15 protein-coding genes are annotated in these 18,925 nt (G+C 61.5%); 10 read left to right on the top strand and 5 right to left on the bottom strand.

From position 1 onward, the window contains the following. The 9 genes from algG to OH720_RS04420 all read left to right on the top strand — a co-directional run bounded on the left by algG (position 1) and on the right by OH720_RS04420 (position 11,048). Positions 1-1,575, top strand: a complete 1,575-nt coding sequence (algG, locus tag OH720_RS04460) for a mannuronan 5-epimerase AlgG (RefSeq protein WP_272604707.1) — start codon at positions 1-3, stop codon at positions 1,573-1,575. Between the two features lie 10 nt (positions 1,576-1,585). Continuing rightward, positions 1,586-3,037 (top strand): alginate O-acetyltransferase, encoded by a 1,452-nt coding sequence (locus OH720_RS04455; protein ID WP_272604706.1) that lies wholly within the window; start codon positions 1,586-1,588, stop codon positions 3,035-3,037. 8 nt (positions 3,038-3,045) lie between these two features. After that, a complete protein-coding gene (locus OH720_RS04450) occupies positions 3,046-4,158 on the top strand; it encodes a mannuronate-specific alginate lyase (protein WP_272604705.1) in 1,113 nt (370 codons plus the stop codon). Between the two features lie 212 nt (positions 4,159-4,370). Beyond that, positions 4,371-5,936, top strand: coding sequence for an MBOAT family O-acyltransferase (locus tag OH720_RS04445; RefSeq protein ID WP_272604704.1), 1,566 nt, complete (start codon positions 4,371-4,373; stop codon positions 5,934-5,936). Positions 5,937-5,947: 11 nt separating this feature from the next. Then, complete coding sequence (locus OH720_RS04440; protein WP_272604703.1) at positions 5,948-7,123, top strand: alginate O-acetyltransferase; 1,176 nt, start codon at positions 5,948-5,950, stop codon at positions 7,121-7,123. A 17-nt stretch (positions 7,124-7,140) separates the two neighbouring features. Beyond that, positions 7,141-7,797 (top strand): alginate O-acetyltransferase AlgF, encoded by a 657-nt coding sequence (locus OH720_RS04435; RefSeq protein WP_110746934.1) that lies wholly within the window; start codon positions 7,141-7,143, stop codon positions 7,795-7,797. A gap of 187 nt (positions 7,798-7,984) precedes the next feature. Further along, on the top strand, positions 7,985-9,436 hold the full coding sequence (locus tag OH720_RS04430) for a mannose-1-phosphate guanylyltransferase/mannose-6-phosphate isomerase (protein ID WP_272604702.1): 1,452 nt from the start codon (positions 7,985-7,987) through the stop codon (positions 9,434-9,436). 292 nt (positions 9,437-9,728) lie between these two features. Further along, a complete protein-coding gene (locus OH720_RS04425) occupies positions 9,729-10,193 on the top strand; it encodes a hypothetical protein (RefSeq protein WP_008054482.1) in 465 nt (154 codons plus the stop codon). 30 nt (positions 10,194-10,223) lie between these two features. After that, complete coding sequence (locus OH720_RS04420) at positions 10,224-11,048, top strand: SDR family oxidoreductase (RefSeq protein WP_272604701.1); 825 nt, start codon at positions 10,224-10,226, stop codon at positions 11,046-11,048. Positions 11,049-11,175: 127 nt separating this feature from the next. Here OH720_RS04420 and OH720_RS04415 read toward each other — a convergent pair whose 3' ends face one another. The 4 genes from OH720_RS04415 to OH720_RS04400 all read right to left on the bottom strand — a co-directional run bounded on the left by OH720_RS04415 (position 11,176) and on the right by OH720_RS04400 (position 16,066). Further along, positions 11,176-12,039: an efflux RND transporter periplasmic adaptor subunit gene (locus OH720_RS04415; protein ID WP_272604700.1), complete on the bottom strand. Its 864-nt coding sequence runs from the start codon at positions 12,037-12,039 to the stop codon at positions 11,176-11,178. 10 nt (positions 12,040-12,049) lie between these two features. Further along, positions 12,050-12,250 carry a DUF1656 domain-containing protein gene (locus OH720_RS04410; RefSeq protein WP_272604699.1) on the bottom strand — a complete coding sequence of 67 codons (201 nt, stop codon included), beginning with the start codon at positions 12,248-12,250 and terminating at the stop codon, positions 12,050-12,052. 2 nt (positions 12,251-12,252) lie between these two features. After that, complete coding sequence (locus tag OH720_RS04405) at positions 12,253-14,427, bottom strand: FUSC family protein (RefSeq protein ID WP_442967259.1); 2,175 nt, start codon at positions 14,425-14,427, stop codon at positions 12,253-12,255. 139 nt (positions 14,428-14,566) lie between these two features. Beyond that, a complete protein-coding gene (locus OH720_RS04400; protein WP_272604698.1) occupies positions 14,567-16,066 on the bottom strand; it encodes an efflux transporter outer membrane subunit in 1,500 nt (499 codons plus the stop codon). 182 nt (positions 16,067-16,248) lie between these two features. Between OH720_RS04400 and OH720_RS04395 the strand changes: the two genes are divergently transcribed. Beyond that, on the top strand, positions 16,249-17,217 hold the full coding sequence (locus OH720_RS04395; protein ID WP_008054474.1) for a LysR family transcriptional regulator: 969 nt from the start codon (positions 16,249-16,251) through the stop codon (positions 17,215-17,217). Positions 17,218-18,156: 939 nt separating this feature from the next. Here OH720_RS04395 and OH720_RS04390 read toward each other — a convergent pair. After that, a complete protein-coding gene (locus tag OH720_RS04390; RefSeq protein ID WP_007905492.1) occupies positions 18,157-18,921 on the bottom strand; it encodes an amino acid ABC transporter ATP-binding protein in 765 nt (254 codons plus the stop codon). Positions 18,922-18,925: the final 4 nt, after the last annotated feature.

Raw genomic sequence — 18,925 nt, 5'->3', positions numbered from 1 at the left:
ATGAACAGTGCCAAGAAAGGTTCCATGACCTTGCTGGCCGGCGCGATGCTGCTGGCGAGCGCGGCTGCCTTCGCCAATGTGGAGCCAGCCGCCAAGCCGGCCACCATGGCCAAGGAACTGCAACAGGCCAAGACCTACACCGTCAGCAGCGCCCCGACCGCGCCGCTGGAACTGGCCACACCGAAACTGCCGGACACCTCGGGCTACACCGCCGAAGCCATCGCCGCGAAAATCGTGCGCGGCAAGGCCGGCAAGATCAGCGTGCGCCGGATGATGCAGGAAGACGCCCTGAAGGATTTCATCGGCGGCGACAACAAGATGGCCGAGTGGGTGGTGCGCCAGCACGGCATCCCGCAGGCGATCTTCGTCGACGACGGCTACATGAACCTCAAGGACCTGGCGAACAAGCTGCCCAAGCAGTACTTCAGCGAAACCTCGCCGGGTGTGTTCCTGGCGAAGTTGCCGATCGTTGTGGGTAACAAGGGCATCCTGGAAATCGACAAGCAGACCCAGGAATTGCGCCTGTCCCAGGAGGCCGGTTCGTTCCTGGTCAACGACGGCCAGTTGTTCGTGCGTGATACCAAGGTCACTGGCTGGAGCGAGAAGGCCAACGGCCCGGCTGCCTTCAAGTCGCCCAAGGAATTCCGCCCGTTCCTGCTGGCCTGGGGCGGCACCGAGACCTACATCGCCAACAGCAAGATGGCCAGCTTCGGCTACGCCAACAGTAAGTCCTACGGCGTGAGTATTTCCCAGTACACGCCGAACATGGCCAAGGTGCTCAAGCGCCCTGAACCGACCGGCTGGATCGTCGGTTCCGAATTCTCGGACATGTGGTACGGCTTCTACTGCTACGAAACCAGCAACTTCGTGGTCAAGGGCAACACCTACAAAGACAACATCGTCTACGGCATCGACCCGCACGACCGTTCCCACGGCCTGATCATCGCCGACAACACGGTGTTCGGGACCAAGAAGAAGCACGGGATCATCATTTCCCGTGAGGTTAACGACAGCTTCATCTTCAACAATCGCAGCTACGACAACAAGTTGTCGGGCCTGGTGATCGACCGTAACAGCGTCAACAACCTGATCGCCCACAACGAGATCTACCAGAACCACACCGACGGCATCACCCTTTACGAGAGTGCCGACAACCTGCTGTGGGGCAACAAGGTGATCAGCAACCGTCGCCACGGCATCCGCATTCGTAACAGCGTGAACATTCGCCTCTACGAAAACGTCGCCATGGCCAACGGCCTGACCGGCGTCTACGGGCACATCAAGGACCTGAGCGACACCGACCGTGACATCAAGCTCGACCCGTTCGACGCCCAGGTGTCGCTGATCGTGGTCGGCGGTGAACTGGCGGCCAACGGCAGCGGCCCGCTGTCCATCGACTCGCCGTTGAGCGTCGAGTTGTATCGCGTGTCCATGCTCGCGCCGACCAAATCCAGCGGCATCAGCTTCTCGGGGATTCTCGGCGAGCGCCAGGATGAAATTCTCGACCTGCTGGTGCGCCAGCAGAAAGCCGTGCTGATCGACCCTGTCGAACGCCAGACCGAAATGCGGGACTGAGGATAATTTTATGCACCCACACCTGATCAAATTACTCAGCCTGTCGGCCCTGACCGCCGGCATTCTCGCCGCCAGCGGTGGCGCGCGAGCCGATGAAGCCCAAGCGCCGAAATTCTCGGCTGAGCCGTGCTGCAGCCTGTGCCCGGCCGCCCACGACCCGAAGAACTACACCACGCGCTACCAGCAGAACTTCACCACCCTGGTGCAGGCCCAGGGCGACTGGCTGTTCCGTACCCAGGAAGACTTGCGCACCGAGTTCGACACCACCCCGGCCGGCTACAAACGCATGCAGCAACTGCACGATGCGTTCAAGAGCAAAGGCGTGGAACTGGTGGTGGTTTATCAACCGACCCGTGGCCTGGTGAATCGCAACAAGCTCAACCCGGCCGAGAAAGCCAGCTTCGATTTCGACAAGGCGCTGAAGAACTACAAGACCATGCTCGGGCGTTTCGCACAGATGGGTTACGTAGTGCCGGACCTGTCGCCGCTGACCAACGAGCAATTGCCCGAGACCCTGCCGGCCCACGACTTCTACTTCCGCGGCGACCAGCACTGGACCCCGTACGGCGCCCAGCGCACGGCGAAAATCGTCGCCGAAAAGGTCAAGCAGATCCCGGCCTTCGCCGACATTCCCAAGCGTGAATTCGAGACCCATAAGTCGGGTCGCATGGGCAAGACCGGAACATTGCACAACATGGCCGGTCAACTCTGTGGCACCAGCTACGCGATCCAGTACATGGATCAATTCACCACCGAGCCGAAAGGCGAAGCGGGCGATGGCGATCTGTTCGGCGACTCCGGCAATCCGGAGATCACTCTGGTCGGCACCAGCCACAGTGGCAAGAACTACAACTTCGCCGGTTTCCTCGAAGAGGCCATCGGCGCCGACATTCTCAACGTGGCGTTCCCCGGCGGCGGCCTGGAAGGTTCGATGCTGCAGTACCTGGGCAGCGACGAGTTCCAGAAGAACCCGCCGAAGATTCTCATCTGGGAATTCTCGCCGCTCTACCGCCTCGACCAGGAAACCATCTACCGCCAGATGATGGCGCTGCTGGACAACGGTTGCGAAGGCAAGGATGCACAGATGTCCGGCAGCACCACATTGAAACCGGGCAAGAACGAACTGATGGTCAACAGCAAAAACCTGAACCTGCAAAACGCCAGTCACCAGGTCGACATCCGCTTCGCCGACACCTCGGTGAAAACCCTGCAAGCCACCCTCTGGTACATGAACGGGCGCCACGAGGACATCAAGATCGACAAACCGGAAACTTCCGACACCGACGGGCGTTTCGCCTTCGAGTTGCGCACGGACGAAGACTGGGCCTCGCAGAATCTGCTGGCCGTCGAAATCCAGGGCCCTGAAAAAGCGGGCGCCGCGCCACAGAAAGTCGAAGCCAAAGTCTGCAAACGCAACGTATTCCCGGGCGCTGGACAACGTACCGCTTCAGCCGGGCAATGAGGTCTGCTATGCGAACTCCGAAACTTGCAACACTGACGCTGTTGAGCCTGGCGATGTTCGCCGGCGCGACTCAAGCGGCCGCGCCACTGCGTCCGCCCCAGGGTTACTTCGCGCCGATCGAGAAAGTCAAAAGCGCCGACAAGAGCGAAGGCTGCGACGCGATGCCGACGCCGTACACCGGCTCGCTGCAATTTCGCAGCAAGTACGAAGGCTCGGACAAGGCCCGTTCAACGCTGAACGTGCAATCGGAAAAGGCCTTTCGCGACAGTACCGCCGACATCACCAAGATCGAGCGCGGTACCAGCAAGCGCGTGATGCAGTTCATGCGTGACGGTCGCCCTGAGCAGCTCGAATGCACCTTGAACTGGCTGACTGCCTGGGCCAAGGCGGATGCCTTGATGTCCAAGGACTTCAACCACACCGGCAAATCCATGCGCAAATGGGCGTTGGGCAGCATGGCGTCTTCGTACATCCGCCTGAAGTTTTCCGACTCCCATCCGCTGGCCAACCATCAGCAGGAGTCGCAGTTGATCGAAGCCTGGTTCAGCAAGATGGCCGATCAGGTGGTCAGCGACTGGGACAACCTGCCGCTGGAAAAAACCAACAACCACTCGTACTGGGCCGCTTGGTCGGTGATGGCAACTTCGGTCGCCACCAACCGCCGCGACCTGTTCGACTGGGCTGTGAAGGAATACAAGGTCGGCGTCAATCAGGTCGACGCCCAGGGCTTCTTGCCCAACGAACTCAAGCGCCAGCAACGCGCGCTGGCCTACCACAACTATGCCCTGCCGCCGCTGGCGATGATCGCCAGTTTCGCCCAGGTCAACGGTGTGGATCTGCGCCAGGAAAACAACGGCGCGCTGAAGCGCCTGGGTGACCGGGTGCTGGCCGGGGTGGAAGACCCGGATGAGTTCGAGGAAAAGAACGGCAAGAAACAGGACATGACCGACCTCAAGGTCGACTCGAAATTCGCCTGGCTCGAACCGTTCTGCTCGCTCTACACCTGTTCGCCGGATGTGCTGGAAAAGAAACACGAGATGCAACCGTTCAAGACCTTCCGCCTCGGGGGTGACCTGACCAAGGTCTACGACCCGGCTAATGAAAAAGGCAAAGGTTCCTAGGACAAACACAAACCCTTGTAGGAGTGAGCCTGCTCGCGATGACTGAGTGTCAGGCAACACTAATGCTGAATGTCAGTCCGCTATCGCGAGCAGGCTCACTCCTACAGGTTCGGTGTCGAGTTTGAGTTTTGTGAGTTATCCCCCCGGTTTTCGATGGGGGGTTTGGGGGGGCCGTTGGCCCTTGACTGTTGGTTAAACAAGGAGAGATCGGGATGGTTTTTTCGTCCAACGTGTTCCTGTTTTTGTTCTTGCCGATCTTTCTCGGCTTGTACTACCTGAGCGGGCAACGCTATCGCAATTTGCTGCTGCTGATCGCCAGCTACATGTTCTACGCCTGGTGGCGTGTGGACTTCCTCGCCCTGTTCGCAGCGGTCACGCTGTGGAACTACTGGATCGGCCTGAAAGTCGGTGCCGCCGGAGTCAGAACCAAACCGGCACAGCGCTGGCTGCTGCTCGGCGTGGCCGTCGACCTGTGCATCCTCGGCTACTTCAAGTACGCCAACTTCGGCGTCGACAGCATCAACGCAATGATGACCTCGGTCGGCCTTTCGCCGTTCATCCTGACCCACGTGCTGTTGCCGATCGGGATCTCGTTCTACATCTTCGAGTCCATCAGCTACATCATCGACGTCTACCGTGGTGATACCCCGGCGACCCGGAACCTGATCGACTTCGCGGCGTTCGTGGCGATCTTCCCGCACCTGATCGCCGGCCCCGTGTTGCGTTTCCGCGACCTGGCCGACCAGTTCAATAACCGCACCCACACCCTCGACAAGTTCTCCGAGGGCTGCACGCGGTTCATGCAGGGTTTCATCAAGAAGGTCTTCATCGCCGACACCCTCGCGGTGGTGGCCGACCACTGCTTCGCCCTGCAAAACCCGACCACGGGCGATGCCTGGCTCGGCGCCCTCGCCTACACCGCGCAGTTGTACTTCGACTTCTCCGGCTACAGCGACATGGCCATCGGCCTGGGCTTGATGATGGGTTTCCGCTTCATGGAAAACTTCAAGCAGCCGTACATCAGCCAGTCGATCACCGAGTTCTGGCGTCGCTGGCACATCAGCCTGTCGACCTGGCTGCGTGACTACCTGTACATCACCCTGGGCGGTAACCGCAAAGGCACGCTGACCACCTATCGCAACCTGTTCCTGACCATGCTGCTCGGTGGCCTGTGGCACGGCGCGAACATCACCTACATCGTCTGGGGTGCATGGCACGGCATGTGGCTGGCGATCGAGAAAGCCATCGGCCTGAACACTTCGCCGCGCAGCTTCAACCCGATCCGCTGGGCACTGACCTTCCTGCTGGTGGTGATGGGCTGGGTGATCTTCCGCGCGGAAAACCTGCACGTGGCCGGGCGCATGTACGGCGCGATGTTCAGCTTCGGCGACTGGTCGCTGTCGGAACTCAACCAGGCCAGCCTCACCGGCCTGCAAGTGGCGACGCTGATCGTGGCCTACGTGACCCTGGCGTTCTTCGGCCTGCGCGATTTCTACAGCAATCAGCCACCGGTCAAGACCAAGCCTGCGGTCAACGTCGATACCGACGGCCCGGCCGCCGCAACAGCCGGCACGATCAAGGCCGTGCCTGGGGATAACCCGGCCAGCATCCACCAGCCAGGCTACACCGTTGGCGTTGAAGCCCAGGTGCAACCGTCCTACTGGACCGCTGACTGGTCGCGTTACGCAATGCGTGCCCTGGTGCTGCTGCTGTTCATCGCCTCGATTCTCAAACTTTCGGCGCAAAGCTTCTCGCCGTTCCTTTACTTCCAGTTCTGAGGGATCTGACCATGACCCGCTCATTACGCATCTTCTACATCGCCCTGTTCCTGATGACGCTGCTGGCCCTGGGCCTGTGGTCGGTTCGCAGCTTCCTGGGCTTCAGCACCAACGCCGATGCGACGGTGCTCAACGGCCGCTGGACCAAAGCCGTGGAGACGCACTACGACGACGAGTTCCCGATCAAGCGCCTGGGTACCAACCTCTGGGCCGCGCTGGACTTCAAGTTGTTCAACGAGGGTCGTCCGGGCGTTGTCCTCGGTCGCGACCAGTGGCTGTACAGCGATGAAGAATTCCATCCGGTCGTCAACGAAGAGCTGAACCTGCAGGGCAACTACGCCCTGGTCGAAGGCGTGCGCCAGACCCTGAAAGACAAAGGCGTGAAACTGGTGATGGCGGTGGTTCCGGCCAAGGTGCGCCTGTACCCGGAACACCTGGGTGAGGCGAAACCGGCCAGCATCCACGCCAACCTCTACCAGGACTTCCACAAGCGCCTGGCCGCCGACCGCATCCTAGCCCCTGATTTGCTGGGCCCCTTGCAAGCGGCCAAAAACGACGGCAAGCAAGTGTTCCTGCGTACCGACACCCACTGGACCCCGGAAGGCGCCGAGATCGCCGCCAACCGCCTGGCCAAGACCATTGCCGACAAGTACCCGCTGAGCGGCGATCCGCAAGACTTCGTCACCGAGCCTGCGGAAAAAATCACCCACAAGGGCGACCTGCGTCTGTTCCTTCCACTGGACCCGCTGTTCGAAAATCTGATGCCGGCACAAGAGCCTCTGCAGAAGCGCAACACGGTTGCCGCTGAAGGCCAGCCGGCCGGCGACGACGCACTGTTCGCCAACACCGAAGTACCGGTTGCGCTGATCGGCACCAGCTACAGCGCCAACCCGAACTGGAACTTCGTCGGCGCGCTGAAACAAGCCCTGCGCAGCGACGTGGTCAGTTACGCCGAAGACGGCCACGGCCCGATCCTGCCGATGCTCAGCTACCTCAAAAGCGACGCTTTCAAGAACAGCCCGCCACAAGTGCTGATCTGGGAGTTTCCGGAACGCTATCTGCCTGTGAACAACGAAATCGGCGACGCCGACCCGCAGTGGGTCGCAGAGCTTAAACAAGCCGGCGCCCGCCAACAAAACGTAGCCATTAACGCTAAATCCGAGACGCCCGACCGGGCGCAAAACTGAAAGAGAGAGGTACTACCATGACTTTCAAGACTACTCCTCGTCGTCTCGCCAAGACTTTTGCTCTGGTTGCTGGTATGAGCGTGCTTTCGATGCAAGCGTTCGCCGCTGGCGACGCCGCGCTGTATGGCCCGACCGCGCCGAAAGGCTCGTCCTTCGTGCGCATCTATAACGCCAGCAACGCCGAAGTCAGCGCCACCGTCGGCAGCACCAACCTGAGCGATGTCGCGCCGTTGTCCAGCAGCGACTTCAGCTTCATGCCGGGCGGTGACTACAGCGCCAAGGTCGGCAGCCAGACCCTGCCGGTGAAACTGGCCGGCGACCACTATTACACGCTGGTCAACAACGCCAGCGGCGCGCCGCAACTGATTGAAGAGCCACCGTTCAAGAACAAGCAGAAATCCCTGGTACGCGTGCAGAACCTCAGCGACAAGGCGCTGACCCTGAAAACCGCCGACGGCAAGACCGACGTGGTGCCGAACGTGGCCGCCAAGGGCCGTGGCGAGCGTGAAATCAACCCGGTGAAAGTCAGCCTCGCGCTATACGATGGTGCAACGAAAGTCGGCGACGTGAAGCCAGTCGCCCTGGAACGCGGTGAAGCTGCGGTGCTGTACGTCACCGGCAGCGGCAGCAGCCTGTCGCCGGTCTGGGTAAAACGCCCGGTGTCGACGCGCTAATACATTTTTCCGGCTGACCCGATTCCTGTGGGAGCGGGCTTGCCCGCGATGAGGCCCTTGAGACCGCCATCGCTGGCAAGCCAGCTCCCACAAGGACCGAGGTGTCAGTCGGGACACGGAACAAAAACAAGAGTGAAACGACACAGCGTTCGTAGCTCTAACCAAACGATTTTCAAGGAGTAACAACATGATTCCGGTGATCTTGTCAGGTGGTAGTGGCTCACGTCTTTGGCCGCTTTCCCGTAAGCAGTTCCCAAAACAGTTCCTGGCCCTGACCGGCGAACACACCCTGTTCCAGCAAACCCTGGAACGCCTGGTGTTCGAAGGCATGGACACGCCGATCGTGGTCTGCAACAAGGACCACCGTTTCATCGTCAACGAGCAGTTGACCGCGCGCAAACTCGAAACCCAGCGCATCCTGATGGAACCGTTCGGCCGCAACACCGCGCCGGCCGTGGCCCTGACCGCGATGATGCTGGTCAACGAAGGCCGTGATGAACTGATGCTGGTGCTGCCGGCCGACCACGTGCTGGAAGACCAGAAAGCCCTGCAACGCGCCTTGGCCCTGGCCACCGTCGCCGCCGAAAACGGTGAGATGGTGCTGTTCGGCGTACCGGCCACCAAACCGGAAACCGGTTACGGCTACATCAAGTCGACCAACGATTCGCTGCTGCCCGAGGGCGTCAGCCGCGTATCGCACTTCGTGGAAAAACCGGACGTCAAACGCGCCACCGAGTATGTGCAGTCCGGCGGTTACTTCTGGAACAGCGGCATGTTCCTGTTCCGCGCCAGCCGCTTCCTCGAAGAGCTGAAAAAGCACGACCCGGACATCTACGACACCTGCCTGCTGACCCTGGAACGCAGCGCCCAGGACGCCGACACCGTGAGCATCGACGAAGCCACCTTCGCCTGCTGCCCGGACAATTCCATCGACTACTCGGTGATGGAAAAAACCCAGCGCGCTTGCGTTGTGCCGCTGACGGCGGGTTGGAGCGATGTCGGCTGCTGGTCGTCGTTGTGGGAAGTGAATGCAAAAGATGCCAACGGCAACGTCACCAAAGGCGACGTGGTGATCCAGGACAGCAAGAACTGCATGATCCACGGCAACGGCAAGCTGGTGTCAGTGATCGGCCTGGAAAACATCGTCGTGGTCGAAACCAAGGACGCCATGATGATCGCCCACAAGGACAAGGTCCAAGGCGTGAAGCAGATGGTCAACACCCTCAACGAACAGGGCCGCAGCGAAACCCAGAACCACTGCGAAGTCTACCGTCCGTGGGGCTCCTACGACTCGGTGGACATGGGCGGGCGTTTCCAGGTCAAGCACATCTCGGTCAAGCCGGGCGCGTGCCTGTCGCTGCAGATGCACCACCACCGTGCCGAGCACTGGATCGTCGTCAGCGGCACCGCGGAAGTAACCTGCGATGAGAATGTGTTCCTGCTGACTGAAAACCAGTCGACCTACATTCCGATTGCATCGGTTCACCGTTTGCGTAACCCAGGCAAGATTCCACTCGAGATCATCGAAGTGCAATCGGGCAGCTACCTGGGCGAAGACGATATCGAGCGTTTTGAAGATATCTACGGGCGCACCGCGCCGATCGAGCGTGGCGTGTCGGTGAAGACCATCGCGCAGTAAGCGATCGCTGAAACAAAAAGCCCCCGTCCGGTCCACTGCGTCCCCTATCCGCAGTGGGTTGGGCCGGGGCTTTTTTTGCTTGTTTTTTGTGCTGCCTCGGCCGGCCTCATCGCGGGCAAGCCCGCTCCCACAGGGTTCTGAGTTGGTCATAAATTCTGTGTTCACCCCGGCCCACTGTGGGAGCGGGCTTGCCCGCGATGAGGCCGGCACATTCACCGCCAAATCAAGCCCATCGCCAACCTCCCCTACGCTTAGGTAGGATGGTCTTCTCCATTCCCGAGGTTTGCGCGTCATGTTCATCGGCGTCCTGCTGGTCATCACCTGGCTGATCCTGTTGCTGCGCTATCCGGCCAAGGCCTTGCCAGTGTCCATGGCGGCTGCAGTGGGCCTGGGTATCGTCGCGACCTGGGTCATCTGGATGGATCACCGCGAGCTCAAGCAGCTGGAGCGCCTGGAGTTGCGCATCAGTTACGCACCGCAACACTGCCCGGCAGACCGTCCGCTGCAACTGACCATGAACAACGGCAACGATGTACCGCTGACCGAATTGCGCTGGCGTGTCGCCGCTTATGCGCCGGGCGACACGGTCAATCTCGCCGACAATCAGTACACCGCCCCACGCTACCGCGGGCCTGGCGAATTGCAGGCCGGTGGCAACTGGGAAGACTGCTTGCCGTTGCCGCCACTTCGCCCCGGCTATCGCCCGGAAACTCTGGAGTTTCGCGCCGAGCGTTTGCACGGTAGTTTCTCTGACTGACCTATTCCCGTTTTGCACAAGGACCGCGCCATGCCCGTTGCGTTGATTACCGGATGTTCCAGCGGCATCGGCCGCGCCCTCGCCGATGCGTTCAAGGCGGCCGGCTACGAAGTCTGGGCCAGCGCGCGCAAGGCTGAAGATGTCGCGGCGCTGACCGCCGCCGGTTTTACTGCCGTGCAACTGGATGTCAACGATGGCCAGGCACTCGAACAGCTGAGCGAACGGATCAACCGGCAATATGGCGGCCTCGATGTGCTGGTCAACAACGCCGGCTATGGTGCCATGGGCCCTTTGCTCGATGGCGGCGTGCAGGCGATGCAACGCCAGTTCGAGACCAACGTGTTCGCCATCGTTGGCGTGACCCGGGCGTTATTTCCGGTGTTGCGTCGGGCCAAAGGCATGGTGGTGAACATCGGCAGCGTTTCGGGGGTTCTGGTCACGCCGTTCGCCGGCGCTTACTGCGCGTCGAAAGCGGCGGTGCATGCCTTGAGCGATGCCTTGCGCATGGAGTTGGCGCCGTTTGGCGTGCGGGTCATGGAGGTTCAGCCTGGCGCCATCGCGTCCAGTTTCGCCAAGAATGCCGGTCACGAAGCCGAGCAACTGATCAGCGAGCAATCGCCCTGGTTCCCGCTGCGCGAAGGCATTCGGGCACGGGCCAAGGCCTCCCAGGACAACCCGACGCCAGCCAGTGAATTTGCCGCCGGGTTACTCAAGGCCGTGCAGCAGAGCAAACCGCCACGGCTGATTCGCCTCGGCAATGGCAGCCGGGCATTGCCGTTGCTGGCGGGGTTGTTGCCAAAGGGGTTGCTGGAGTCGGCGTTGATGAAGCGGTTCGGGTTGCGCGGGCAACTGTAGGAGCGAGCCGGCTCCGGGCGGCGTTCCGACGATGGGCGTGAACGATAACGCGGGCAGCCTGACGCCCCGCGGTGTTCTGGCCTCCATCGTCGGAACGCCGCCCGGAGCCGGCTCGCTCCTACAGGGGTTATGCACCATCACCAGGGTTGACCACGACGGTGCAAGTAATCCCCGCCGCCAACAGCACACCCTCCGGCACTTCATCGATGTGAATCCGCACCGGCACGCGCTGGGCCAGGCGCACCCAGTTGAAGGTCGGGTTCACGTCGGCGATCAGTTCGCGGCTTTCCGGGTTGTCGCGGTCGTAGATGCCTCGCGAGATGCTTTCCACATGGCCCTTGAGCACTTCGCCGCTCATCAGTTGCATGTCGGCCTTGTCGCCGACGCGCACGTGGGGCAGTTTGGTTTCTTCGAAGAAGCCGTAGACCCAGAACGAGTTCATGTCGACCACGGCCATCTTCGCTTCACCGATGCGCGCGTAGTCGCCGCGATGCACATTGAGGTTGGTCACGTAGCCGTCGACGGCCGCACGGACTTCGGTGCGCTTGAGATTGAGCTCGGCGGCTTCCAGCTGGGCCTGGGCGTGCTGGTAGTCGGCCAGGGCCGAGTCGGCGATGTTGCTGGCGTCGTCGCGGTTTTCCCTGGAGATCACCAGGTTGTCCAGGTCGGCGCGGCGGTGGGCGTTGACCTTGCGCATCTCCCAGGTGGCCTTGCGCGACGCCACCAATGACTGCGCCTGCTTGACCGCGAGGCGGTAGTGTTCGGGGTCGATGCGCATCAACAGATCGCCCTTCTTCACCAACTGGTTATCGCGTACCGGCACATCCACCACTTCGCCCGTAACGTCGGCGGCCACGTTGATGATGTCGGCGCGCACCCGGCCATCGCGGGTCCACGGGGTGTTCATGTAATGCTCCCACAGGGAGCGGCCGATCCATATCGCGAGGGCGAGCACCAACAGGGTCGCGAGCAGGCTGAAAAGCTTTTTCATCGGGACGTTCTCAACGGTAGACAGTCAGCGCCAGGGCGCCGAACAGACAGGTAAACAGGCTCAGGCGCAGCAGCGCCGGGTGCCAAAAAAAGCGGTACAGGTCGAACCCGGACAGGCATCGGTCAAATCCCCAGGCCAACACCGCGGCAATCAAAAACATCAGGGTCATGGTCGGCATGTAGACGCCGTGGAAGGCGATTTCACGGGGCATGTTCAAGTCCTTGGGGCCTGGGCGTAACTGGACAGGGGCGATTGCGGATCCAGCAACGAAGTGCGAATGAAGTGCAGGTAGCTCTTAACCCGACGCAACGCCGACGTATCGAAGTGCGGGGCGAAGGGTTCATCGGTGGCTTGCACGCGGCTGATGGCGTGGTCGACGGCGATCAGGGCGCGCTCCAGATTGCTCTGGCCCGGTTGCAGGAACAGCCGCACCAGCGAACGGCCCATCACGCGGATCGACTGGCGCCACGGCTGCGACTCGGCATAGGCCGGGTGCACCGGCAGGATCGCCTGTTCCTTGCGCAATTCGATGATCGCGTGCCCGACTTCCAGCACCACGAACATCCAGCGCAGCAGGTCGCGCTGGACCTGCGGCTGCCCCGCCGCGAAGCCGTAGGCCTGATGCACCAGGTCGCGGGTGCGGCTTTCGAAACTCGACGCCAGGCCCTTGAGCTTGCCGCTGATGGCGTACACCACCTGGCCACGCAGATCCTGTTCCAGGCGTCGCCACAACCAGCGGCTGTTGGGCGGCAGGATGATTGCCCCGGCTGCCGCGCACACCAGCATGCCGATCACCATGGCGATGTAGTCGTTGATGAAGGTGTAGGGGTTGTAGACCGTGAGGTTGTCCGGCACCGAACCGATGCTGAAAAAGATCAGCAAGCCCACCCCGACGCCCGCGTATTGCGGCCGCGATGCCAGGAACGCGCCCAGCACGAACACCGGTGCGAGCATCACGCACAGCAAGGGGAAACCATCGATCCACGGGTAAATGAAAAACATCTCGGCGAAGCCGATCACCGCTCCGAGCAAGGTGCCGCAAGCCATCTGGAACGCCATGCGCTTGGGGTTCGGCGTGGCGGCGGACAGCCCCACGGTGGCAGCGGCGACCAAGGTCATGGTTGCCCCGCTCGGCCACGCCGTGGCCACCCAATAGCTGCCCAGCACCAGGAGAATGAACGAGGCACGAATCCCCGAAGCCGCCGACGCCAGCCAGTTGGTTTGCGGTGTGAAGGGTTCGTCCCAATTCTCTCGCTCATGACTGTGATCCGCCAGGGACGCGTGGGTCTGTGCATAACTGTGCAAGTCATCGACGAAGCGATAGAGCAGTTCGTAGGCGGTGTGGAAATCCAGTTGTTCGGCTTCAGTCGGGTTGCTCTGCTGATAGATCGCCCGCAGGCTGCGCACCCGTGACGGCAAACCTTCCTTGTACGCCGTCAGCGCTGTGACCAGCCGTGCAGCATCAGTGCTGGTCAGGGCGCGGCCGCTGAAGCCGTCGAGCAGCTCTGCGAGTTCCTGCAAACCCGGTTTGATCGCCGCCTCCGCATGGTCGCAGCCGCTGCTGCGCAAGCGTTCGAGCAACTGGTGCAAGGCGTTGAAACGCGTGGTGATGCCCATGAACTCGCTGTTCAGGCGACTGAGACGACCGTTGCGCCGACGCATGTGCGGGTCTTCGAACACCGTCACGCTGCGCAGTCCTTCCAACCCGACTGCCTCGGCGATGAAGCGCACGTTGCTGGCCTCGAATGCGTCGCGCTTGCTGCGACCGCGCAAGCCGTCGGTGACGAACAGGGCAAACACACCGAAGCGTTGATACAAGGCATTGCGCATGGAGGCACTGGCGCTTTGCGGCAGGATCGCGGCGCTGACCAGTGTCGAGCAGAGAATCCCCAGGGAGATTTCCAGCACCCGCCAGACCGCCATCATGAACGCGCCCTCGGGGTGCGCCAGCGCCGGCAATCCGACCATCGCCGCGGTGTAGCCGGCCAGCACGAAACCATAGGCGCGGAAGTTGCGACTGCGCGCCGCGCCCGCCGAGCAGATGCCGACCCAGATCGCCAGCGCGCCGAGGAACAGTTCGGTGTTCTGCGCAAACAGGGCGATCAACGCCACCATCACCGCCGAACCGGCCAAGGTGCCGAGGAAGCGATAGAAACTCTTGGCGAACACCTGGCCGCTTTGCGGCTGCATGACGATGAACACGGTGATCATCGCCGTGCGCGGCTGCGGCAATTCCAGGCGCATGGCCAGCCACAGGGTCAGGAATGCTGCGATCAATACTTTGAAAATGTAGACCCAGGTCACGCCATCGCTGCGTGCCCAGTCGAAAAAACCCCGGCGCCATTCGAGGGAGTACAGCCAGCGCAAGGGTGCGGGCAAGGGGGTCATCAGATCCTGCTCAAAGAAATTAAGTCCTGACTCGGGACCTGTGGGAGCCAGCCTGCTGGCGATTGCGGTCGGACATTCAACATCGATGTCGACTGACACGCCCTCATCGCGAGCAGGCTCACTCCTACAGGGGTTGTGTTCACCGCAAAAGGACCGGGGTCTTCGGAGCGGCGGTCTGGCTGTCTTTCGGCACATCGTTGCCCGCACCAAGCCCACCGCCGAGCGCCGTCACCAGTTCCGCATGCGCACTCAATCGCGCCGCCTGCACCTGTTGCTGCACCTGCTGCTGCTTGAACAACAGCGTCTGCGCATTGAGCACGTTGAGGTAATCGGTGAGCCCGCGCTGGTAAGCGATCATCGCGATGTCGTAGGTTTTCTGCGCCGTGGCCACCGACTCGGCGGCGAAGGTTTGCTGCTTGTCCATGGACTCGCGACGAATCAATTGATCGGAGATGTTCTTCAGGGCATTGACCAGGGTCTGGTTGTACCTGGCCACGGCAATGTCATACCCCGCCGAAGCCTCACCCAGCTCCGCGCGCAAACGGCCGCCGTCGAAAATCGGCAGGGAAATCGCCGGCCCCACGTTGTAGTTGAGTTTCCTGCCGGTCAGGAACTCCAGCGCCCCGCCCCCCGTGGCCATGTAGCCCAGGCTGCCGACCAGATCGACGTTGGGATAGAAGCCGGCATGCGCCACATCGATCCCCCGGGCCTGCGCCGCCACTTGCCAGCGGCTGGCGACCACGTCCGGACGTTGCCCGAGCAACTGCGCCGGCAACGACGACGGCAGTTTCAGCGCAGCGCCCAGCGACAGGGTCGGCCGTTGCAATTGCGCACCCTCCCCCGGTCCCTTGCCTGCGAGTGCGGCCAGTTGGTTGCGGCTCAGGGCGATTTCCTCGTCCAGTGCATCGATCTGGCGATGGGTTTCCGGCAGCGGCGTCTGGGCCTGGCTGACTTCGAAATGGGTGCCGATGCCGCCATCCAGGCGTTTTTGCGCCAGATCGAGGATTTGCTGTTGCTGCTTCAATGTCGCCTCAACGATGTCCCGCTGCGCGTAATGCAGCGAGAGCTCGATGTAGACGCGCACGATGTTGTTCTGCAATTCGAGCTGCGCCTGACGCGCTTCGGCGACCGTCATGTGGGCCATGTCCACGGCACGCTCGGTGGCATTGCTTTCACGGCCCCAGAGGTCGAGGGCGTAACTGAAGCCCAGCGCGGCGTTGTTGTCCCAGGTGGTACTGTTGGCCAGATCGCCGGGGCCATAGAACTGATCGGTGGGCCAGTTGTGGCGCTTGAGGGTCGACTCGCCGTTGATTTGCAACGATTCGGCCGACTCGGCCACACCGGCCATGGACCGGGCCTGACGCACCCGCGCGGCGGCCATGGCCATGCTCGGGCTGCCTTGCACGGCGAGGTCGATCCAGCGATTGAGTTGCGGATCGCCATAAGCCTGCCACCATTGGGCGGTGGGCCAATGCGCATCCTGTGCCGCGCTCTGGATGGCTTCGTCGGTGGCCAGTGAATCAACCTCCAGCGCCTTGCCCTGGGGGGAAATACCTCCGGTTCCGATGCAGCCGCTGATTGCCAGGGTTAAAGCCAGAATACTGAGGGGTTGAAGCGCTCTGCTGATGCGACGCGGCACTGCTGAAGATTCCTGAGGTGGGGAACGTACGTGGGAACGGCGTAATTCTAGGGGTGGGTTTTGCAGGCGATAAGCTGGGATTCCTGTGAATCTTTGTTACCGTTAACGCGATAATCCCTTTGTAGGGGATTCAGCCCCTGAAACTTCGTGTCACAATTTGCCATCGAACCCGAGAGCACCCCATGGACACATTGCAAAACATGCGCGCCTTCAGTTACGTGGCCGAGGCCGGCAGCTTCACCGCCGCCGCCGTGCAACTGGACACCACCACGGCCAACGTCTCGCGCGCGGTCTCCAACCTGGAAGCCCACCTGCAAACCCGTCTGCTCAACCGAACGACACGACGCATCGCCCTGACCGAAGCCGGCAAGCGCTATTTGCTGCGCTGCGAGCAGATTTTGACGTACGTCGAAGAAGCCGAAGCCGAGGCCAGCGACGCCCACGCGCGCCCGGCCGGGCAGCTCAAGGTGCACACCATGACCGGCATCGGCCAGCACTTCGTGATCGACGCCATCGCCCGCTATCGCAAGACCCACCCGGACGTGACCTTCGACCTGACCATGGCCAACCGCGTACCGGACCTGCTGGACGAGGGCTACGACGTGTCCATCGTGCTCGCCAGCGAACTGCCGGACTCCGGTTTTGTGTCCCAGCGCCTGGGGATTACCTACAGCATCGTTTGTGCGTCGCCGGCCTACGTGAAAGCCAACGGCTGCGCGCAAAAACCCAGCGACCTGCTGAACCACGCCTGCCTGCGCCTGGTGAGCCCGGTCATCCCCCTGGAAAAGTGGGCCTTCGACGGTCCCGAGGGCCAGGAAATGGTCACCATCAACAGCTCGCCGTTCCTGGTGAACTCGGCTGACGCGATGAAAACCGCGATCACCAGCGGCATGGGCGTCGGCGTACTGCCGCTGTATGCCGCGATCGACGGCTTGCGTAACGGCACGCTGGTGCGGGTGATGCCCAAATACCGCTCCCAGGAGCTGAACCTGTACGCGATCTATCCGTCGCGGCAGTACCTGGATGCGAAGATCAAGACCTGGGTGGAGTACCTGCGTGGTTCGTTGCCGGAGTTGTTGGCGGCGCATCAGGCGGAATTGGCCGCGTATGAATTGAGCGGCAGTCTCGCCGGGGCGCGAGTGGCGACCTGAGTCGTACCTGAACGACAGGCCATAAAAAAACCGAACAAGGTCCGTAAAGCCGTTCATTTTAGGTTGGGGGGCTGCAGGAGCATATTTGGATTGGGTGTATATCCATTCCTGCGGTAACGGCCACCTAGGGTTTCGCCCTTACGGCGAGTCACTTGGAAAAACGGAACGCCGCCCGGCCCTAAGTAACCAAGGGCTCTTGCCCCTGGCGTTCGGTGCCTCGCTAATGCTCGGCATGCCCTCGCTCCGGTCCTGCTCCGTGGGCCCGCCGCGATGGGCCATCCATGGCCCAGCGCGGCTAAACCGGCATCCATGCCGGTTTACCCACTGCGCAGAACCTCCACTCGGCCTCTCGAGGGGGCAAGAAAATCAAAAGCCAGATCAAGATCAAACACGAGGCGGCCTGACAGCCGACCTGATCGGGAGCCGTACGCATTTCCCTTGTAGGAGCCAGCGGTGCGGCGATCCGACTTGCCGGCGAACCAGGCGCAGCGGTGTGTCTGATGTACCGCGTTATCGTTCTTCGCCGGCAAGCCTGGCTCCTACAGGGGATTGGGGTATCTGCAAAAGTCAGGTCGGCTTTAAGGCCGCCTCGCTTTGGCTTTTGATCTGGGTGCCCCGTTAACCACGATGGCCGAACGCAGGCATTGCGCAGTGGGGAAACCGGCAGGACGCCGGTTTAGCCGCGCTGGGCCATGGATGGCCCATCGCGGCGACCCACGGAGCAATGCCGGAGTGAGGGCATGCCGAGCCTAGGCGAGGCACCGAGTGGTGGGGCAAAGCCTTTTGGTTCCTTTTTGGCGTTTGAAAAAGGGACTCGCCGTAAGGGCGAAACCATAGGTGGCCGTTACCGCAGCAATGGATATCCCCCCAATCCAGTTCTTAAATACAACCCCATGCTTAAGTGAACAGCATTCCAGGTTTTTTATTGCCTGGGCTAGATCAATGCAGGATCTGGCTCAGGAACAGCTTGGTGCGTTCATTCTGCGGGTTGTCGAAGAAGTCGTTCGGCGCGGCCTGTTCGACGATTTCACCCTTGTCCATGAAGATCACGCGGTTGGCCACGGTACGGGCAAAGCCCATTTCGTGGGTCACGCAGAGCATGGTCATGCCGTCTTCAGCCAGGCCGATCATGGTGTCCAGCACCTCTTTCACCATCTCGGGGTCGAGTGCCGACGTCGGTTCGTCGAACAGCATGATTTTCGGTTTCATGCACAGCGCACGGGCAATCGCCACACGCTGTTGCTGACCGCCGGACAGTTGCCCCGGGTACTTGTGCGCCTGCTCCGGAATGCGTACGCGTTCCAGGTAGTGCATGGCGATTTCCTCGGCCTTGCGCTTGGGCATCTTGCGCACCCACATCGGCGCCAGGGTGCAGTTCTGCAGGATGGTCAGGTGCGGGAACAGGTTGAAATGCTGGAACACCATGCCGACTTCACGGCGGATCGCTTCGATCTGCTTGAGGTCGTTGGTCAGTTCCACGCCATCGACCACGATGCGGCCCTGCTGGTGTTCTTCCAGGCGGTTGAGGCAGCGGATGGTGGTGGACTTGCCGGAACCCGACGGGCCGCACAGCACGATACGCTCGCCCTGCTTGACGTTGAGGTTGATGTCCTTGAGTACGTGGAACTGGCCGTACCACTTGTTCACGCCCTGCATCTGGATAATGCCTTCAGGGCTCACAGGCTTCTTGATTGCTTCGCTCATAAAA

The sequence above is a fragment of the Pseudomonas sp. WJP1 genome (assembly GCF_028471945.1).
In the GTDB taxonomy this organism is placed as follows: domain Bacteria; phylum Pseudomonadota; class Gammaproteobacteria; order Pseudomonadales; family Pseudomonadaceae; genus Aquipseudomonas.
This window is presented reverse-complemented; position numbering and strand designations above follow the sequence as displayed.

What these genes read in the sequence shown, in the direction of transcription:
- OH720_RS04435 (WP_110746934.1), top strand. Translation starts at nt 7,141, where the DNA reads ATGACTTTCAAGACTACTCCTCGTCGTCTCGCCAAGACTTTTGCTCTG.
- OH720_RS04420 (WP_272604701.1), top strand. Translation starts at nt 10,224, where the DNA reads ATGCCCGTTGCGTTGATTACCGGATGTTCCAGCGGCATCGGCCGCGCC.
- OH720_RS04430 (WP_272604702.1), top strand. Translation starts at nt 7,985, where the DNA reads ATGATTCCGGTGATCTTGTCAGGTGGTAGTGGCTCACGTCTTTGGCCG.
- OH720_RS04445 (WP_272604704.1), top strand. Translation starts at nt 4,371, where the DNA reads ATGGTTTTTTCGTCCAACGTGTTCCTGTTTTTGTTCTTGCCGATCTTT.
- algG (WP_272604707.1), top strand. Translation starts at nt 1, where the DNA reads ATGAACAGTGCCAAGAAAGGTTCCATGACCTTGCTGGCCGGCGCGATG.
- OH720_RS04455 (WP_272604706.1), top strand. Translation starts at nt 1,586, where the DNA reads ATGCACCCACACCTGATCAAATTACTCAGCCTGTCGGCCCTGACCGCC.
- OH720_RS04405 (WP_442967259.1), bottom strand. Translation starts at nt 14,427, where the DNA reads ATGACCCCCTTGCCCGCACCCTTGCGCTGGCTGTACTCCCTCGAATGG.
- OH720_RS04450 (WP_272604705.1), top strand. Translation starts at nt 3,046, where the DNA reads ATGCGAACTCCGAAACTTGCAACACTGACGCTGTTGAGCCTGGCGATG.
- OH720_RS04425 (WP_008054482.1), top strand. Translation starts at nt 9,729, where the DNA reads ATGTTCATCGGCGTCCTGCTGGTCATCACCTGGCTGATCCTGTTGCTG.
- OH720_RS04415 (WP_272604700.1), bottom strand. Translation starts at nt 12,039, where the DNA reads ATGAAAAAGCTTTTCAGCCTGCTCGCGACCCTGTTGGTGCTCGCCCTC.
- OH720_RS04440 (WP_272604703.1), top strand. Translation starts at nt 5,948, where the DNA reads ATGACCCGCTCATTACGCATCTTCTACATCGCCCTGTTCCTGATGACG.
- OH720_RS04390 (WP_007905492.1), bottom strand. Translation starts at nt 18,921, where the DNA reads ATGAGCGAAGCAATCAAGAAGCCTGTGAGCCCTGAAGGCATTATCCAG.
- OH720_RS04410 (WP_272604699.1), bottom strand. Translation starts at nt 12,250, where the DNA reads ATGCCCCGTGAAATCGCCTTCCACGGCGTCTACATGCCGACCATGACC.
- OH720_RS04395 (WP_008054474.1), top strand. Translation starts at nt 16,249, where the DNA reads ATGGACACATTGCAAAACATGCGCGCCTTCAGTTACGTGGCCGAGGCC.